We start from the raw sequence: 17,385 nt of genomic DNA, 5'->3' as shown, positions 1-17,385 counted from the left end.
GGTCAGTCCTCCCTCGCGGTCGACTCGTCCGTCGTCGGGGCGATCCCCGACCGCTCGTCCCCGGACGAGCCCTCGGACGCGGCGAAGTCGAACTCCCCCGAGAGGTCGGCGGGCCCGACGCGGACCTCCATGTCGGTGTCGGCCCGTCGCTCGGCGGCGATCCCCGCGACGAACGAGGCGAGCCCGAACAGCGCGAAGAGGCCGCCGGCGACCGCCGTCCCGGTCGCGCCCGCGACGGCCGACCCGACCCCGAGCGCAGTCCCGCCGAGGAGGAGCCCCAACCCGAGAAGCTGTGCGACGGACGGTGGCGAGCCGACCCCGCGGTCGCCGTCCGCGAGCAGGCGACCGAGGTAGCTTCTAAACAGCAGCGCCGAGAGCCTCGGCACGAAGGAACTGTACCTGATGTTGCTGGTCTCGTCGCCGTACACCGCGCGCATCGGAACGTCAGCGATGCGAATCCCCTGCTTGTTCAGGCGGACGAGCAGGTGGTTACAGAACCCGTAGTCCTCGTACAGCGACTCGTACTCGACGCGGTCGAGCGCCCGACGGGAGATTGCGGTGTACCCGTTCTGCGGGTCCGTCATCCGCCAATACCCGCTGGCGATCCGGGTGAGTCCCGTGAGCAGGACGTTGCCGAACGTCCGCCAGGTCGACATCTGCCGCCGGTACTCCGCGTGTCGCAGGCGGTTCCCCTTCGCGTAGTCGGCCTCGTCGCGGACGACGGGACCGATGATCCGGTCGAGTATCGCCGGGTCCATCTGCCCGTCGCCGCTCATCACCGCCACCACGTCGACGTCGGCGTCGTCGGCCATCGCGTTGCGGTACCCCGTCTTTATCGCGCCGCCGACCCCGGTGTTCTCGCGGTGCCGGAGCGCGACGACCAGACGGTCCGGAAGCGCCGTTCCGCTGCGCGCGTCCCGAGCGACGATCCGGTCCCGCCAGGCCGGTCCGGCACCGCCGGGGAGGTCTCCGGTAGCGTCGGGGACGGCGCCGGAACCGTCCGCGATCGGATCCGAACCGCCGGCGACCGAGCCCGAACCGTCGGCGCCCGACTCCGATTTCCCCGGAGCGGACGGTGAGTCGTCGGCGATCGGACGGAGCCTCCCGCCCGGTCGTTCCGACCCTTCGAGCCCGTCGAGCGTCCGGCGGATCTCTCCCCACGTGTCGTCGGTCGAGCAGTCGTCGACGACGTACACGCGGTCGACGTACCCGGGGACGGTCTCGATCACGTCGCCGACGAACCCCACCTCGTTGTAGGCGGGGATCACGACGGCGACGGTCGCCTCCTGGTACATCAGTGCCACCCCCGGCCGACGGTGTAGACGGTGTGTGCCGTCTCCGAGAGGTCGAGCGCCTGTCGCCCGTCGACGACGGTGATGCCGCGTCGAATCCCGTCCGACCCCTCGCGTTCGAAGGCGTGCCAGTCGACGTCGCCGAACTCCTCGTGGGCGGTGATGAGGGCGGCCGCGTCGACGTCACGGTCCGTTATCTCGTCGAGCGCGACGTCCTCGGCGGGCATTTCTGGCAGCTCGTCGAGGATCGGGTCGACCGCGAGGACGGTCGCTCCCAGCCGGTCCAGCCGGTGAGCGACGTCGATCGCGGGCGAGGCCCGCGTCTCGGGAACGCCCGCGCGGTAGGCCACGCCGAACAGCGCGACCGTCGCGCCCTCGACCGAGCGGTCGGTCGAGAGCCCGTCGACCAGCGTCTCGACGACGAATCCCGGCATCCGCTCGTTGACGGATCTGCCCGTCTCGATCATCGGAGCGGGGTCCGTGATCGCATCGAGGAGGAAGTGCGAGTAGTAGGGGATACAGTGGCCGCCGACGCCCGCTCCGGGCGTGAGAATGTCGCAGTACGGCTGGGTGTTCGCGGCCTCGATGGTGTCGATCACGTCGACGCCGAACGCGTCGGTCAGCGTCGCCAGCTCGTTGGCGAGCGCGATGTTGACGTCGCGGTAGACGCCCTCGAAGAGCTTGACGCACTCCGCGGTCCTCGCGTCGCTGGTCCGGATGACCTCGTTGTCGGTCAGCTCGTCGTAGACGAGCGCCGCGACCCGGCCGCTCTCGCCGTCGACCCCGCCGACGATCTTCGGGTACGACCCGCGGATGTCGCGGAGCGCGCGGCCGCTAGCGGTCCGCTCCGGCGTGTGCGCGAGCCCGAACTCGCCCGGCGACCGCTCGCCGGCCGTGAGGACCGGCTCGATCACGTCCTCGCAGGTCCCCGGCGGTACGGTCGACTCCACGAACACCGCGTCGCCCGGGTCGAGACCGGACCGGACCGTCTCGGCGGCCGCCTCCAGCGACGAGAGGTCGGGGTCGTCGTCGGCGTCGATCACGGTCGGAACGACGATCACGTGAACGCGGGCCGTCGACGCCGCCGCTTCGCCGTCGGTCGTACAGGCGAAGCGGTCCTCGGCGACCAGCTCCGACAGCAGCGCGGACACGCCCGGCTCGTGGTCGAGCGGGTTGGTCCCGTCGGCTAGGGCCGCGACGCGTCCGGGATCGATGTCGACGCCGGTCACGGCGCCCGTCGTCTCGCCGTACACCAGCGACAGCGGCAGCCCGATCTTCCCCATCCCGTACACCGCGACGGGGACGCGACCCTCCCGGAATGCGGCCCGCTGTTCGTCCGGGGACGCGTCGGCGCCGTACAGTCCGACGGTCTCCGTCGCGGGGGCGTTCGCGGTCATCGCCCACCCGTCTGCGCGATCGTCGCCTCGGGGTCGTCGACCGCATCGCTGATCTCGCGGACCAGCTCGATCGCCCGGAGCCCGTCGTGGCCGGTGACCTCGGGGGCGGTTCCCTCGGTCACGGACGAGACGAACGACTCGATCTCGCCGCGGAGCGGCTCGCCGCTGTTGACCTGCGGCCGCTCGACGACGCTCTCGGACCGGTACCGCAGGTCGCCGTTCGACTCGACGTAGCCGGGCAGCGAGTGGCGGTGGATCTTCACCGACTGCGTCAGGTAATTCACCGTCACCCGACACTCCCGCCCGGTGACCGCGAGTTCGCGGACCTTCTGGTGGGTGATCCGGCTCGCGGTCAGCGTTCCCAACACGCCGTTGTCGAGCTGGAGCGTCGCCGTGACGTGGGGCTCGCCGTCGATCCCCGCGGCGTACGTCTCGTCGACCTCGGCGTCGAAGAGCGACAGGAGGATGTCGAGGTCGTGGATCATCAGGTCCTCGACCACGCCGTCGGTGTTCTCGCGGTCCACCGGCGGACCGAGCCGGCGGGCGTCGACCGCGAGGACGTCCATCTCCGGGAGCACGTCCACGAGGGCCCGCACCGCCGGATTGAACCGCTCGATGTGGCCGACCTGGAGCCGGAGGTCCCGCCGGTCGGCGAGCGCGATCAGCTCGCGTCCCGCCGCCGGGTCGTCGACGAACGGCTTCTCGACTAAGACGCTGGTGTCGGCCTCCAGCGCCTCCCGCACGATCGACGCGTGGAACTGCGTCGGAACGACGACCGAGACGGCGTCGACCGCCTGAAGCAGCGTGCCCCGATTGAGCGCTCGCGTCCCGTGTTTCTCGGCGATCTCCTTCGCTCGGTCCCAGTCGGTGTCGGCGACCCCGACCAGGTCCACCGCGGCCGAGCTGGCGTACACGCGGGCGTGGTGTGCGCCCATGCTCCCGACGCCGATGACGCCGACGCGGAGCGCCCCGTCGTCAGTCATCGGCGGTCACCTCCGCCTGCGGCAGGCCGTAGTGATCGCGGACGGCGTCGGCGATCCGATCGAGGTCCTCGTCGACGAGCCCGGGGTGGACCGGCAGCGACACGACCTCGTCGACGAGCCGACGAGCCGTCGAGACGGACGCCTCGTAGCCGTCGTACGCGGGTTGGTCCGGGATCAACGTCGGGTAGTAGACGGCCGTGTCCACCCCCCGCTCGTCGAGGTGGTCCCGCAGCGCCGCCCGGTCCGGACAGCGGACCGTGTACTGGTGGTAGACGTGGCGCCGCTCCGGCGGCTCCACCGGCAGCGTCAGCTCCGAGACGTCCTCCAGCGCCGCGGAGAGCCGCCTCGCGTTCTCGCGGCGTCGCGCGTTGTACGCCGGGAGTTTGCGGAGCTGTTCGACGCCGATCGCGGCCGAGAGGCTGGTCAACCGGAGGTTGTGCCCGACGGACACGTGGTCGTAGCCGCGGTCGGCCGCGTCCGACCGGCCGTGGTTGACGAAGCGGGCGGCGCGGTCGGCGACCCCCTCGTCGTCCGTGACGACCATCCCGCCCTCGCCGGTCGTCATGTTCTTCGTGGGGTAAAACGAGAAGCAGGCGGCGTCGCCGAACGTGCCGACGGTCGTCCCCTCGTATGCCGCCCCGTGTGCCTGTGCCGCGTCCTCTATCAGCGCGACCTCGTGGTCCGCCGCGATCTCGGTCAACCGGTCCATCTCCGCGGGCAGCCCGTACAGGTGGACCGGGAGGATCGCGGCCACGTCGTCGGTCGCCTCCAGGGTCGCCTCGACCGCGTCGGGGTCCAGCGTGTACGTCTCCGGGTCGACGTCGGCGAACACCGGTCGCGCGCCACAGAGCCTGACCGCGTTCGCGCTCGCGACGAACGAGAACGGCGTCGTGACGACCGCGTCGCCCTCGCCGATCCCGACCGCTTCGAACGCGGTCTGGAGGGCGGCGGTCCCGTTCGCGACCGCGACCCCGTGGTCGGCGCCGCAGAACGCCGCGAACTCGCGCTCGAACTCGCGGACGACGGGCCCGTCCGCCAGCCGACCGCTCGTCAACACCTCGCGGACCCGTTCGAGTTCCCGTTCGCCGACGTCTGGGTCGGCGATGGCGATCCGGCTCATGCTATCGTGTTCGAGCCGTCGAGCGGTTCCGGCAGATCGCGGGGCTCTGCCGGGACGCCCGCGGCGAGCGTCTCCGGGGGAACGTCGTCCGTGACGACCGCCCCGGCGGCCACGAACGCCCGTTCGCCGACGGTGACGCCGGGAAGGACGGTCGCGTTGGCCCCGATGGAGGCCGAGTCGGCGATCGTCGGCCCCTCCAGGTCGACGTCCTGACGGACGGGATAGGGGTCGTTCGTCAACACCGCGCCCGGACCGACGAACACGTCGTCGCCGATCACGGTCTCGCGCGGGACGTACACGTTCGTCTGGAGGCTCACGTGCGAGCCGACCGTCGTCCGGCCGTCGATGACGGTGTTGGTCCCGACGAGCACGTCGTCGCCGAACTCGGTGTGTTCCCTGACGAGGGCGTTGTGTCCGGTGGTGAAGCCGTCGCCCGCTCGCACGTCCGCGTAGACGATCGAGCCGGCTCGGACCGTCGCGTCGGCGCCGAGGACGGTCGCACCGGCGTCTGCGGCGTACTCGTAGCCGAGCGTCGCGCGATCGCTGATCGCCGATCGCGCGCCGAGCTCAATGTCCGCGACCGCCGACGCCGGGTCGTTCCGTTGTGAGTCTCCCATGACTGATTCGTGTAGCGGTCCGGTCGGTCCGGGCATTGTTATGGAGAGGCTTGCCGAGGTACGCTGGACATACTCCACCGCCGCCGCCAGTTGAACCGCACTCGACGCGTGCTCTCTCGTCGGTCGGTTCGCGACGGAGTCGGGGCCGTCTGCGGAATCTCGAGGCGACGCCCGAACCACCGAGCGGGAGGGGCTTACGAGTCACCGAAGGGACGGACCGGTGAACGCGAGCGGTGAGCGGGTCCGCGAGAGGAGCGGAGTAAGGAGCGAACATCTGCCCGACGTGTCACGTTACTCGGCTCAAGTCCGTCGTTACTCGACTCGCGTCCGCGACGGGTCGCTCTCGGTCCTCTCGGGTCGATCGCCCCGCTGCGGGGGCTCTCCACCGGAGTATGCCCATCGTAACAAAGACGATATTCGCGAACGTCCCCGTATGGAGATCACCGGAATACACGCGGTCGTCGCGGTGCTGCTCGTCGTCGGTGCGGGCGTCGGTGCCGCGTCCGTCGCCGACCTCGGGAGCGGTGCGTCGGTAACCGTCGAAGGTGCGGAGGCGGTCAAACCGGGCGCCGGCGACGCCGCCTTCGAGGTTCGGACCACGATCAACAACACCGACGCCGCGAACGCGACGCGGTCCTACGAGCTGGTCGTCGAAGACGAGGAAGGCTCATCGGTCACCGTCGACGAGCGAACGGTCACGCTCTCCGCGGGAGAGACGCGGGAGCTCACGCTGTCGGCCCCGAGAGACGCGCTGACGGCCGGACGGTACAACTACACGCTCGGCGACGAGTCGGGAGCGCTGGAGACGGGCACCGTCTCCCTCGATCCACCCGCGTTCGTCGTCTCCGACGCCCGGGCTGACCGGGTGGTTCGCGGCGACACCGGGAGCGTCGCCGTGACCGTCCGCAACGACGGCGACTTCCGCGGGCTCAGGAACGTCGACCTCCGCCTCGACCGGAACGCAGACGGCGACTTCGACGGCGACGAGACCGTCGCCGCGAAGGCCCCGATGGTCCGCGCCGGGAGCGAGGCCGCCGTGAGCTTCTCGGTCGAGACCGGCGGGCTCGAACCGGGGACCTACCCGTACCGGGTCGAGGCGTCGGGGAGCTCGCGGGAGGGGACGCTTGTCGTCCTCCGACCGGCGACCGTCCGCGTCGCGGGCGCGACGATGACCGCCGACGCGGTCAGGGGCGACCGGTTCAACGGGTCGGTGACGCTGACGAACGCGGGCGACGTTCCCGGCACGGAGGAGGTCTGGCTCGACGGGCCGGCCGAGTCGTTCGACTGGAACCGCTCCGTGACGCTCGACGGGAACGAGACGAAGACGTTCGAGTTCGAGGCGGCGACGGCGAACCTCACCCGCGGGAACTACTCGGTCGCCGTCGCGACGCCGAACGACGCGACCACGGCGACGCTCCGCGTCCGCGAGAGCTTCCTCAAGGTAGACGAGGTCGACGGGCCGCGGTCGGCCGACGTGGACGACGACGTCGCGTTCACCGCGAAGGTGTCGAACATCGGCGACGCGGCCGCGAACGAGACCGTCGAACACCGCATCGACCTGGACGGCGACGACGACCCGGAGACGGTGACGGCGAACTCGACGGTCGACCTCGCGCCGGGCGAGCGGACGACCGTCGAGTTCGCGATCGCCGCCGACGACCGCGACCGGTTCAGCGACCGTGACCTGCTCGGCACGCACGTCTACGGCGTCTACAGCGGGGACGCCAACGCGACCGGTGTCGTGGTCATCGAGGACTACTACTCCGGCGGTGGCGGCTCGTCGTCCTCGGACTCCGACAACGGCGAGTCGGAGACCGTCTCGAAGGACGCGATCACCCAAGAGAAGTACGGGCTCGACTACGACGAGGTCAGCGCCGAGACGCAGTCGCAGGTCGACGAGATCCACGAGCGACAGCCGTTCGCGGGTGACCTCGTGATCACCGAGGTCCTGACCCGCGAGGAGATAGCGCGACAGGAGTTCGGGCTCGACGTCGAGCGGAACGACGAGTTCGACTTCACCAGCATCGACGTCGAGACCCAACAGGAGATCGAGGCCGCCTTCGACGACCAGTTCGAGTCCGACGACGGCGACCGGATCGACTCGTGGGACGAACTGGCCAGAGAGCGGTTCGACAGCGAGTACGAGGCGCTCGACGAGACGCAGAAAGAGACGATCCGCGAGCAGTACAGGGCCCAGTTCGACTCCTAAAACCGCACGTCGGTGCGGGCGCGACCGCCGCGCCCGCCGCCGGCTACGGCGGGCCGTCGACGAACTGTGCGCGGTAGCAGCTCGTTATATCCCCGCTCGTCTCCTTGCTCCCCCCGACAAGCCAACGTTGTGTCGCGTCCGCGTGAGCTCGTCGTTCGTGAGTTCGGCTTCCGCGTCCTGCCGGAACGCGCTCCGGGTTGCGTCGGGGGCGTCGGAGACGCCTCACCGGTCGGCTGACGGCGCGTCGCCGGACCCGTTCGCGGGGGTGTCGGCGGCGGACGCCGCGCGGTCGGCCGCGGGACCGAGCCACCCGTCGTCGATCATCGCGACGAGCGGGTTGTCCTCGATCTCGAGCGGGAGGTCGATCCGCCCGCGCCGTCTGGCCGACTCCCACGCGGCGAAGACCACCTCCGTCGCCCGGAGCGCGTTCCGCCCGGACAGTTCGGGCTCCGACCCCGTCTTCAGTCCCTCGACCGCGTCGGCGATCGCGCGCTCGATGAACACCGGCGCCTCGCGGTCCTCGGCCGAGAGCAGCGGCAGCCGCGCCCGGACACCGCGCAGCGCTGCGCCGAGGTACCCCGGGGAACCGAGGCCGTGGAGGTTCTCGCCGTCCGTCCCGACCGACTGCCACTTCCCGCCGTCGGTCCGGTAGCGGAGCGTCGGTCCGCCGTCGACGCCGAGTTCGATGGCGCCGTCCGTGCCGACCAGTCGGAAGTAACACGCTCCCGCGGGCGCCGACTCGCCGGTGGTGGCGAGCCCGACCGTCCCGTCGGCGTACCGCCACTGGACGAGCGCCTGCGTGGCGTTCGGGGTGCCGAACCACCGGTTCTCTTCGCGGTAGTCGACCTGTGCTATCACCCACTCCACGTCGGCGCCGTCGGTGAAGTATCGGGAGAGGTCGACCTGGTGGATCCCGGCGTCGAAGAGCGTCTCGTCCGCGAACTCGATCTTGGCGAGCTCCCCGATCGCGCCGTCGTCGAGGAGTTCCTTGGCCTTGCGGAAGGGCGCGCCGAACCGGCGCTGGTGATTGATCGTGAGCTGGACGCGGTTCCGGTCGCAGGTCCGGACCATCGACTTACAGTCGCCCCAGGTGTCGGCCATCGGCTTCTCGCAGTGGATCGCCGCGACGTTCCCGCTCTCGGCGCAGTCCTCGACGATCGCGGCGTGGATCCCCGGCGGCACGCAGACGCTCACGAGGTCCGGCTCGACCGCGGCGAGCATCGCCTCGTAGTCCTCGTAGGCGGTGCCCTCGCGCAGGTCGAACTCGCGGGCGAACGCCCGCCCGTTTTCCAAGACGATGTCCGCGCACGCGACGAGCTCGCAGTCCTCGTTGTTCTCGTAGGCGTGTCCGTGCCGATACCCCATCGCGTACCCGTCTCGATCGGGGTCCGAGGGGTCAGGGCCCGTGCCGATGACCGCGACGTCGTAGACCATTCCGGACTGAGAACGCCGTCCCCGACCAAAGAGTATAGACCGCCTACCTCGCGCGCCCGGACCGCACCGCGACGCGGCGAGCCGATCCACCCGGCGGCCCCCGACCCGTCGGCGACTCGAGTCGGCGGTACGATTCGTATAACAATACCGTCGCTCGCGGAACCCCCGTTCGTGACTCCCGACCCCGGCCCGTCGACCGCCGATCGCAGCTCCGCCGAGGCGAGTGACGGCACCGACGCCGCTGGGGAGGGACTCCCGTTCGTCTCGGTGGTGATCCCGGTGTACAACGACCCGGCCGGGATCGAGGCGACGCTCGACTCGCTCCGGCGACAGACCGCGACCACCGACCGGTACGAGGTGATCGTCGTGGACAACGGGTCGACGGACGGGACGCGCGACGTCGTCCGCGAGTACCTCGGGGACGAGGCGTTCGACGGGATCCGGCTGTTCGTCGAAGACGACGTTCGGGGCTCGTACGCCGCGCGGAACGCGGGCATCTCCGCCGCGACGGGCTCCGTGATCGCCTTCGTCGACGCCGACATGGTCGTCGATCCCGGGTGGGTCGAGGCCGTCGCGCGGGAGATGGCCGTGACGGGCGCCGACTACCTCGCCTGCGACGTGCGGCTGTTCACGACCGGCGACGAGGGGACGGTGGCCGAGTACAACCGACTGAACGACCTCCACGTCGAGCGGTTCATCGAGGAGCTCTCGTTCGCGCCGACCTGCTGTCTGGTCGTCACGCGAGCACTGATCGAAGGGGTCGGCGGGTTCGACGCCCGACTCCAGTCGAGCGGGGACCTGGAGTTCGGGAACCGCGTGGCGGCGAGCGGGCGCGACCTCCGATACGCGCCGGACGTCGTCATGTACCATCCCACCCGGACGACGCTCGGCGCGCTGCTCCGGAAGTCCAGACGGGTCGGCCGCGGGAAGACCCAGCTCCGGCGGTACTACCCGGAGCGGTACGGGTCGCCGATCCTCGCCGCGCTCAACCCCGCCGCGTTTCTCCCGCCGCGGCCGAGTTTCATGCGCCGGTCCGTGCGCGACTGGGCTGAACTGCCCGCCCGGCGGAAGCTCGCGTTCCTCGTCGTGGCCTACGTCACGTCGCTCGCGAAGGCGTACGGACAACTGCTCGAACTGGCGTCGCCGACCGACACCGACGCCGAGGGACCCGGCCGTCCCTGACGCGCACGGAGCCGGTCAGAACGACGCGTACTCGGCGGGCGCGGACGACGCGGACTCGACCGACCCGAGCCGCACCGTCCCTCTCGCCGCCGGGTCAGGAGTCGTCGGTCTCCTGGAACGCCTCGACACCCGGCAGGTCGGAGACGCCCTCGTGTTGGCCGACGTACGCCGCCGACTCCGTCACCGTCTCGAACGTCTCCTCGTCCGGGTATTCGCGGACGGTCAGGACGCGACCGTCGTCGACGGCGAACACGATCTCCACGGACCCGTCGTCGTGTCGATACTCCGCGGCCTTCCTCGCCGAGTCGGCAGGCTCTCCCATCGGAAATAATTCGAGAGTCAACGGCTTGACCGTTTCGGCCGCGATCGGTCCGCGGACCGGTCTGTGACACCGGACTGGACCGCCGGCGGGTCTGGCACCGCACTGGACCGGTCAGCCGGCGGGCCTACCTGTTGTCGAGCAGGTCCACGACGGCCGCCGGCGCGGCCACGACGAACGCCTCCTCGCGGAGCAGTTCCTCGTCCTCCGGCAGGTAGAGGAACTTCTCGGAGTCGACCCCCGACGCCCGTATCCGCTCCCAGTCGTCGAGGTCGTAGCCGAGGTCCTCGCTGTCGGGGTCGTCCGGCTGGGCCTCCCACTCCACTTCGAGCGCACTCCGGCTCATGCTCCCACCCCGCGGCAGTCGGCCGCGGTCACGGCGCTCGCGGCGGAGCGGCGTCGACGCCGACCGGCCGACGGCTCCTCGGGGTTCGAGGCCATCAGATCACCTCCGGAACGTGAGGGAGGCGTCGCCGTCGATCTGGAGCCGAGCGACGTCGCCGGAGAAGCCGAACGTGTCGCGGTCGTCCGCGACGGTCCCGCTGGCGACGCCGCCCGTCGCCGCGTCCGACGCCTCGGCGCCCCAGCCGCCGGCGCGCTTCGCGACCGAACCGGTCGTCTCGACGAGGTAGCTCGCCTCCGCGCCGTCGCCGTCGACGACCAGCTCGTGCGGCAGGTCGTGGCCCCCGTCGAGCGTCGCCGGGTCGACGGGCTCGCCGTCCACGCGGACGACGAGGTCGCCCTCGACCTGGAAGTTCGTGAACTCGCCGGTGACCTGGAAGGCGCTGGCGTCGCCCTGGACGCGTCCGGTGACGGTGCCGTCGGTCACGTCCGCGGCGGCCGCGCCGTCGCCGGGCGTCACGCTCCCGTCGACGCTGAACGTGTACGCGAGCGGGTCGGTCGAGTCGGTGCCGTCGACCTCGACCGTGCGACCGTCGTCGACGACCAGATCCGCTGGATCGACGGTCTGGCCGTTCAGGCGAACGGGCACGTCCGCATCGATCTGGAAGTCGGTGAACTCCCCGCTGACGAGGAACGAGTCGAACCCGCCCTCGACGTGGCCGGTGACGGTCGACCCGTCGATCACGTCGCTGTCGTTGGCGTACTGACCCGGCGCGACGCTCCCGTCGACCGTGAACGCGTACTCGACGCGGTCGTAGATGCCGCTCCCGTCGATGACGAGTTCGCGCTCCTCCGTCGTCTCCGCCGTCGAGTCGTCCGTCGTCGAGTCGGTGCCGTCGGTCGAATCGTTCGTCTCCTCGGTCGAGTCGGAGACGACCAGATCCGACGGGGCGACCGTCTCGCCGTCGAGGCGGACCTCGGCGTCGCCGTCGAGTTGGAAGTCGGTGAACTCTCCGGACACCCAGAAGGAGTCGCTCCCGCCCTCGACCTGACCGGAGACGGTCGTCCCGTCTATCACGTCGTCTGGGTTCGCACGGGGACCGGGCTCGACGCCACCGTCCACGGTGAACGTGTACGTGAGCTTGTCGGAGGTGTGGCCGCCGTCGATGACGAGCTCCTGCTGGCCGTCGTCGGGGGTCGAGTCGTCCGTGGAGCCGCCGGACGTGGAGTCGCCGGTCGAGTCCGAAGACGCCGGCTCCGGGTTCGGGAACGGGCACGACCCGTCCTTGGTTATCGACGAGCTCGACGCGGTGGAGTTCTCTAGGGTGATCTCCCTCCCGGTCACGTCGACTGTCGAGTCCTCGACGACGCCGCCGGTCGAGTCGACGAAGTTGATGCCGTCACGGCTCGATCCCGACTGGTGGACACAGCAGTTCCGGACCACCGAGTCGTCGGCCTCGACGAGACGGACCGCCTCCCGGCCGGACGCCGACCCCGTGATGCTGACGTTATCCATCCGGATCCAATGCGGTTTCGGCGGCGTCCGCTGCCACTCGCGCCACGGGATAGCGCCGGGGCGTCCCCGGCGGACGGCCCACATGTTGTCGATGTCGACCCGGACGCGAGTGTTCTCGACGCGCAGGCTCCGCCCCTGCGGCGAGAGGTTGATCATGGCGAGGCCGTTCGGAGCGTCGGCGCCGATGAGCTCGCAGTCGCGGACCTCCGCGCCCGCCGGGATCGTCTCCGCGCCCTCGAGTTGGACGCCCTGATCGACGTGGATCCCGCGCATCCCGAACCCGGTCGAGATGTCGCCGAGCTCCGGGCCGGTGTACTTCCCGAAGTCGATCTCGACCGTACAGTTCTCGATGTAGCTCCCGTCTCCGCCGATGCGGATGTTCGCCGCGTTGTTGTTGAGGAAATAGGAGTCGACTATCTCCACCTGACCGGGCGTCCGGGAGGTGTACGTCCCGTTGTTGCCGAACTCGCGGAAGTCACAGCCCTCGATGCGGACGGTCCCCTTGTTCGACCAGCCCACCCACACGCCGATCCGGCCGTTACCGCGCGCGTACCCGTCGACGCGGGACCCCTTCTTCGCCACCGCGTTCCGCAGGACACCGCGCCCGCTCTCGTTCGTGATCCCGAGCAGGAAGGCGCTGATCTGGCCGGAGTTGTCCGTGAGCCCCCGGCCGAGAAACTCGACGTCCTCGATGTGGAAGTGGTTCCGACACAGGAGCCGGATGCCCGTGGTGGTGTCGTTCGCCCGCATGTCGATGTCGATGCCCTCGATGAGCACGTCGTCGGGGTTGGGGTAGTAGTCGAACAGCAGTCCCGAGTACCCCGTCGGCGGGAGGAACCGCACGTCGCCCTCGCCGAGCATGCCGACGCGGTCGGCGTCGATCTCGATCTCACCGTCGAAGCGGTACTCGCCCTCGGGGAACCGCACCAGCGTCCCCTCCGAGAGCGCGTCGTCCAACCGGGCGTTGACCGGGTCGTTCCCGCCCGCGTCCAGTCCGAGGTCGTCGACCGCGTCGAGCACTCGGTCGAACTCGATCCCGCGACGGGTCGTTCCGCTCGCGGCGGCGCCGCCGGCCGAGGCGGTGGCGACCGTGGCGGCGGCCACGCCGGCCATCTTCAGGTACCCGCGTCGTTCGAGCAGCGGGGTGTCGTCACCCCCCTCCGTCTCGCCGGCAGACCCGTCTTCGTCCCCCGTCTCGACCTCGTAGTCGGTGCTTACTGTCCCGTCAGCACCATAACTGCCTCCTACTCTCTCGTCGTCGGGTGTCCGTTCTTTGGACATGGCCGGGCATATCCGGCTTACTATGATATTCGTTTTCGCCAGTAACTGACCGGATGCGTCCGGTTGGAATCGCTTGGTTACCAGATGGGTCCCGGTTGCTGGCGGCACGGTTTACTCCGCCGTAGGAACCCCCTACTAACGCCGTGTCCGGCCGGGCTTTCCGTAACCGGCGAATACCGGGTCGTAGGGGGTTCCTACTAATCGAAACCGCGACCGGATCGACCCGATCCGCGAGCCACCGGTTCGTCGGGCGCGCGGATCGCTGGGGTCGGACGAGCGTCACGGCCGATCCAGCACTCGTCCGAACGGTACGTCTCCCTCCAGCGCGTCGACGCTGATCCGGAGGGAGCTCGAGACCGACCCGGCGTCCGGCAGCGACGGCACCGCGTCGAGCCCGAGACAGACGCGCTCGGTCCCGGCGCTCTGAGCGAGCGCGCGCAACAGGGGTACGTCCGAGGTGAGCTCGACGCCCAAGCCCGCGTCGCCGAACCGCTCTAGGACCGTGTCGACGCCGAGACACACGACGTGTTCGTCGGGCGGCGTCGTCAGGTCGACGTCGACGACGATCGGGTGCCCGTCGGTGCGGATCTCGCCCCCGCTCACTTCGCTCCGCGGGGAATGATCGAAGAACACGCCGTCCCGCCCTTCCCCTCGACAGCGGATGTCGCAGTCTATCACCGCCGACTCGGGCGCGAACCTGAGGTCGACCGCGACGCCCCCGGCCGCGTTCCCACCGACGGTGACGTTGCGCAACTCCGTCCAGTGCGGCGGCGGAGGCTCCCGCCGGTCCGGACGGTAGGGGAGCGACCCCACGGGGCCGCGGCGGACCGCCGGCGTCCCGTCGATGTCACACCGGATCTCCGTGTCGCGGACGACGAGGCTCCGCGCAACGGGCGACTGTTCGACGACGGCCTGTGACCGCGGCGACGAGCGGGCGCGGAGCGTACAGCCGCGGATCTCCGCACCCGCGGGCAACGGCGGCGCACCCGCCCGTTGGACGCCCTGTTCGACGACGATCGCCCGCGTGTTGAACTCCGTCGACGTGTCCACTGCCCCGCCGGTGTACCGGTCGAGGTCGATCTCGACCGTACAGTCCTCGACGTAACTTCCCTCGCCCGCGATGCGGGCGCTCGCCGCGTTGTTGTTGAGGAAATAACAGTCGACGATCTCGACGTTTCCGGGGGTCCGAGAGCCGTACACGCCGTTATTGCCGAACTCGCGGAGGTCACAGCCCTCGATGCGGACGGTCCCCTTGTTCGACCAGCCCACCCACACGCCGATCCGGCCGTTACCGCGCTTGTACCCGTCGATTCGAGAGCCCTTCTTCGCCACCGCGTTCCGCAGGACGCCCCGACCGTCCTCGTTGTCGATCGCGAGGACGAACGCGCTCGGCGTTCCGGCAGGCGACTCGCTGGTTCCACGACCGAGGAACTCGACGTCTTGGATGTGAAACCGGTTCCGACATTCGAGCCGGATCCCCGTCGTCGTGTCGTCGGCGCTGACGTCCACGTCGACGTTTTCGATGAGGACGTCGTCCGGCACCGAGTCGGAGTCGAACAGGGGTCGCGTGTAGCCGACCGGCGGGAGGAACCGCACGTCGCCGTCGCCGAACACGCCGACCCGGTCCGCGCTGACGACGACCTCGCCGAGGAACCGGTACTCGCCCTCGGGGAACCGCACCAGCGTCCCCTCCGTGAGCGCGTCCTCCAGCCGGTCGTTTGCCGGCGCGCTGCCGGTCGGGTCGAGGCCGAGGTCGTCGACGGCGTCGAGCACTCGGTCGAACTCGATCCCGTGGCGCGTTCCCAGGTCCTCGTCGTCGGATCCGTCCCCCGGCCCGTCTGGCCCGTCTCCCGACGGTCCGTCTCCATCGTCCGGATCTGCGGGCGGGTCTTTCGACGCGTCACCCCGCGCGAACCCGAGACAGCCGGCCGCCGAGGCCACCGCGGCACCGATGGCGCCGAGATACGGGCGCCTCCCGCGGGCTCCGGCCGCGTCGCCGACGCCGCGAGAGTCGTCGCCGGAGCGGTGGCCGCTGCCCGCACCGGCTTCGTCGCCGGAGCGGTGGCCGCTGCCCGCACCGGCGGTCATAGGTAACCCAGCCCGCGCAGCCGCTCTTCGACGGCCTCGTCGCTTCCGGGCCCGCCGGCCGTCGCGTCCGACGAGCCGCGGTCCACCTCGACCGCTTCCCGCTCCGCCGGCGGCGATCCGGGTTCGAACAGCTCCGTCAACACGCGGCCGTGAGCGGCCGCGGGAACGGGTTCGCCGAGCCCGTGGAGCAGGGTCGGCGCCACGTCGACGACCGCGGCGCCCTCGACCGCGACGTCGGCCGCTATCGAGGGGCCACGGGCGAAGATGACGCCCTCCGGCCGGTGGTAGCCGGCGATGCCGTCGGCGTCGACGACGGCCTCGTCCGCGAGCCCGGGCTTGACGTGATACCCTTCGACGGCCTCGACGACCACGTCGGGGGCGAACTCGTCTTCGGGGTTGAGGTCGTCGCCGTCGTGGACCGAGAGCACCCGTTCGCCGGTCTCGGGGTCGGTCAGCTCCGAGAGCGCGGTCATCACCTCGGCTTTCACCTCCGCTCGCTCCGCGGGGTCGACGGCCCCGTCGTCGAACCGGACGGTGTCGTTGACGTAGACGCTGCCCAGCCCGTGGAGGAACGCCCGGGTCCGCTCGGAGTCGACGTCGTAGAGGGCGTGGTCGCCGGGCACCGCTCGCGCGACGCTGTCGACGAGCGCCGCCGGAAGCCGATCGACGAGCACCTCGTCGTCGATGCCGATCCGTTCTAACGCGTTCAACACGGACGACTTCGACACGCCTGCGCGAGAGAGCACGCCCCGGGTACCGGTCGAGTCCTTCGGCGTCAACAGGCCCGCGTCCGCCAGCGCCCGGTTGAGGTTAACGACCCGCGAGATCGGCCCGAACCCGTGGTCTGAGACGACGTACAGCGTCGCGCCCAGTCGGTCGCAGTAGGTCATCACCTCGGCGAGGACCGCGTCCAGCTCGCGGTAGTGGTCCAACAGCACGCCCTCGTCCCAGATCAGGTGCTGGAGCCTGTCAGGCGCGGTGAAGGTGAAGAAGAACAGCCGCCAGTCCTCCCGCTCCATGAGCGACTCCAACAGCTCGCGGCGCGCCTCGAGCAGCGACGCGAAGTCAGCGAGGAACTCCTCGCGTCGGTCCTCGCCGTACTCGTGCCACTTGAGACCGACCCGATAGTCGGGGATCTCCTCGCGGATCTCCTCGCCGAGCTCGGGCGGATCAGTGAACCCCGCCGCGTCGGTCGAGCTCGTCATCATCCCGGCGACCATCGCCCCGTCATCGCCGACGCCGCCGGCGGGGTACGTCATCGGCACGTTCGCGACGACGGCCGGCGAGAGCAGCTCCCAGAGCGGCGGCTGCCGGAGGTCGTTCCGGTTGTACGGCCGCTGGCTGTAGTCGCTTTCCAGTTTCATGAACTCGTAGAGGCCGTGTCGGTCGGGCCAGGTGCCGGTCGCGATGGAGGGCCACGCGACCGGCGTGTTCGCTGGCGTCGTGCTCCGGAGGGGACCGGACGCCCCGGTATCGACCAGCTCGGCGAACGCCGGGAGCTCGCCGTCGTCGATCCACGGCCGAATGAGCGGCCACGGGACGCCGTCGAGCCCCAGTACGAACGCGCGGTCGCCGTCGTCGCTCACCGCGACCGCCCCCGTCGAC

13 protein-coding genes are annotated in these 17,385 nt (G+C 70.4%); 2 read left to right on the top strand and 11 right to left on the bottom strand.

What is annotated here, in order from left to right; translation table 11 throughout:
* Nucleotides 1–2 precede the first annotated feature (2 nt).
* The 5 genes from ACZ5KW_RS12115 to ACZ5KW_RS12095 are packed head-to-tail and all read right to left on the bottom strand — an operon-like array spanning nucleotide 3 to nucleotide 5,409.
* Nucleotides 3–1,295: a glycosyltransferase family 2 protein gene (locus ACZ5KW_RS12115; RefSeq protein ID WP_343776735.1), complete on the bottom strand. Its 1,293-nt coding sequence runs from the start codon at nucleotides 1,293–1,295 to the stop codon at nucleotides 3–5.
* Nucleotides 1,295–2,689 carry a nucleotide sugar dehydrogenase gene (locus ACZ5KW_RS12110; RefSeq protein ID WP_343776733.1) on the bottom strand — a complete coding sequence of 465 codons (1,395 nt, stop codon included), beginning with the start codon at nucleotides 2,687–2,689 and terminating at the stop codon, nucleotides 1,295–1,297. The genes ACZ5KW_RS12115 and ACZ5KW_RS12110 overlap by 1 nt, the downstream gene beginning before the upstream one ends.
* Entirely contained in the window at nucleotides 2,686–3,672 is a 987-nt protein-coding gene (locus tag ACZ5KW_RS12105; RefSeq protein ID WP_343776732.1) for a Gfo/Idh/MocA family oxidoreductase, read from the bottom strand. Before ACZ5KW_RS12105 ends, ACZ5KW_RS12110 begins: the two co-directional genes overlap by 4 nt.
* A complete protein-coding gene (locus ACZ5KW_RS12100; protein ID WP_343776731.1) occupies nucleotides 3,665–4,792 on the bottom strand; it encodes a DegT/DnrJ/EryC1/StrS family aminotransferase in 1,128 nt (375 codons plus the stop codon). Before ACZ5KW_RS12100 ends, ACZ5KW_RS12105 begins: the two co-directional genes overlap by 8 nt.
* On the bottom strand, nucleotides 4,789–5,409 hold the full coding sequence (locus ACZ5KW_RS12095) for an acyltransferase (RefSeq protein WP_343776729.1): 621 nt from the start codon (nucleotides 5,407–5,409) through the stop codon (nucleotides 4,789–4,791). The genes ACZ5KW_RS12100 and ACZ5KW_RS12095 overlap by 4 nt, the downstream gene beginning before the upstream one ends.
* Before the next feature lie 433 nt (nucleotides 5,410–5,842).
* Here ACZ5KW_RS12095 and ACZ5KW_RS12090 point away from each other — a divergent pair, with 433 nt between their 5' ends.
* On the top strand, nucleotides 5,843–7,618 hold the full coding sequence (locus tag ACZ5KW_RS12090; RefSeq protein ID WP_343776728.1) for a COG1361 family protein: 1,776 nt from the start codon (nucleotides 5,843–5,845) through the stop codon (nucleotides 7,616–7,618).
* 222 nt (nucleotides 7,619–7,840) lie between these two features.
* On the opposite strand, the gene ACZ5KW_RS12085 is transcribed toward ACZ5KW_RS12090, so the two are convergent.
* Entirely contained in the window at nucleotides 7,841–9,052 is a 1,212-nt protein-coding gene (locus ACZ5KW_RS12085) for a Gfo/Idh/MocA family protein (RefSeq protein WP_343776726.1), read from the bottom strand.
* A gap of 171 nt (nucleotides 9,053–9,223) precedes the next feature.
* Between ACZ5KW_RS12085 and ACZ5KW_RS12080 the strand changes: the two genes are divergently transcribed.
* Nucleotides 9,224–10,234, top strand: coding sequence for a glycosyltransferase family 2 protein (locus ACZ5KW_RS12080; protein WP_343776724.1), 1,011 nt, complete (start codon nucleotides 9,224–9,226; stop codon nucleotides 10,232–10,234).
* A gap of 94 nt (nucleotides 10,235–10,328) precedes the next feature.
* Here the strand turns inward: ACZ5KW_RS12080 and ACZ5KW_RS12075 are convergent, their stop codons facing one another.
* The 5 genes from ACZ5KW_RS12075 to ACZ5KW_RS12055 all read right to left on the bottom strand — a co-directional run bounded on the left by ACZ5KW_RS12075 (nucleotide 10,329) and on the right by ACZ5KW_RS12055 (nucleotide 17,366).
* Nucleotides 10,329–10,556, bottom strand: a complete 228-nt coding sequence (locus tag ACZ5KW_RS12075) for a hypothetical protein (RefSeq protein ID WP_343776722.1) — start codon at nucleotides 10,554–10,556, stop codon at nucleotides 10,329–10,331.
* Between the two features lie 124 nt (nucleotides 10,557–10,680).
* The gene (locus ACZ5KW_RS12070) at nucleotides 10,681–10,899 is read right to left on the bottom strand and encodes a hypothetical protein (protein ID WP_343776720.1); all 219 of its coding nucleotides are present in this window, start codon (nucleotides 10,897–10,899) and stop codon (nucleotides 10,681–10,683) included.
* Nucleotides 10,900–10,998: 99 nt separating this feature from the next.
* Nucleotides 10,999–13,692 (bottom strand): hypothetical protein, encoded by a 2,694-nt coding sequence (locus tag ACZ5KW_RS12065; protein WP_343776718.1) that lies wholly within the window; start codon nucleotides 13,690–13,692, stop codon nucleotides 10,999–11,001.
* Nucleotides 13,693–13,971: 279 nt separating this feature from the next.
* Nucleotides 13,972–15,780, bottom strand: coding sequence for a hypothetical protein (locus ACZ5KW_RS12060; protein ID WP_343776716.1), 1,809 nt, complete (start codon nucleotides 15,778–15,780; stop codon nucleotides 13,972–13,974).
* Nucleotides 15,777–17,366: an alkaline phosphatase family protein gene (locus ACZ5KW_RS12055; RefSeq protein WP_343776714.1), complete on the bottom strand. Its 1,590-nt coding sequence runs from the start codon at nucleotides 17,364–17,366 to the stop codon at nucleotides 15,777–15,779. Before ACZ5KW_RS12055 ends, ACZ5KW_RS12060 begins: the two co-directional genes overlap by 4 nt.
* Nucleotides 17,367–17,385: the final 19 nt, after the last annotated feature.

Source organism: Halorubrum ejinorense (assembly GCF_055389685.1).
This window is presented reverse-complemented; position numbering and strand designations above follow the sequence as displayed.